This window comes from Streptosporangium oxazolinicum (assembly GCF_039537505.1).
Lineage (GTDB): Bacteria > Actinomycetota > Actinomycetes > Streptosporangiales > Streptosporangiaceae > Streptosporangium > Streptosporangium oxazolinicum.
In genome coordinates this window covers 1-511 of sequence record NZ_BAABAQ010000054.1, presented here as the reverse complement: position 1 = coordinate 511, position 511 = coordinate 1, and the positions used below count along the sequence as shown (strand labels likewise).

The following is a 511-nucleotide window of genomic DNA, read 5'->3' as shown; positions in this document are numbered from 1 at the left end:
TCTCCAGTGAGGTTCCCGAGGTGCTGGGGCTGGCCGATCGGGTGCTGGTTCTGCGGGAGGGCCGGGTCATTCGTGAGGCCGGTGCCGGTGAGCTGGACGAGCACGCCGTCCTCGACATGATCATGGAAGGAAGTCCGGTATGAGCGAGCCTCGGCTGCCGTCTGTCGACGAGCAGGTGCGAGTGGAGAAGCAGGCCCGTAAACCCGTCGCGGGGGAGGGGCCGCTGGCCAGGCTGGGCAGTGTCCCGCACCTGGGCCTGGTGATCGCGCTGGTGTTGCTGGCGGCGGTGGGCCTGGTCACGGTGCCCGACACCTTCGCCACCGCCTCGAACATGGTGAGCATCCTGTCGCTGGCCGCGACCATCGGGGTGATCACGGTCGGTGCGACGTTCGTGATCATCGGTGGGGGTATCGACCTGTCGGTGGGCGCGATCATGGCGTTGGCGTCGGTGTGGGCGACCACGCTGGCCACCCAGTCCTACGGCCCGTTCGTGATGATCGTGTGCGCGGTG

At 68.1% G+C, this 511-nt stretch carries 1 pseudogene; it reads left to right on the top strand.

Annotation, left to right across the window (positions count from 1 at the left end):
• Window positions 1-139 precede the first annotated feature (139 nt).
• Window positions 140-511 (top strand): annotated as a pseudogene (locus ABD817_RS39495) (ABC transporter permease); the annotation flags it as partial.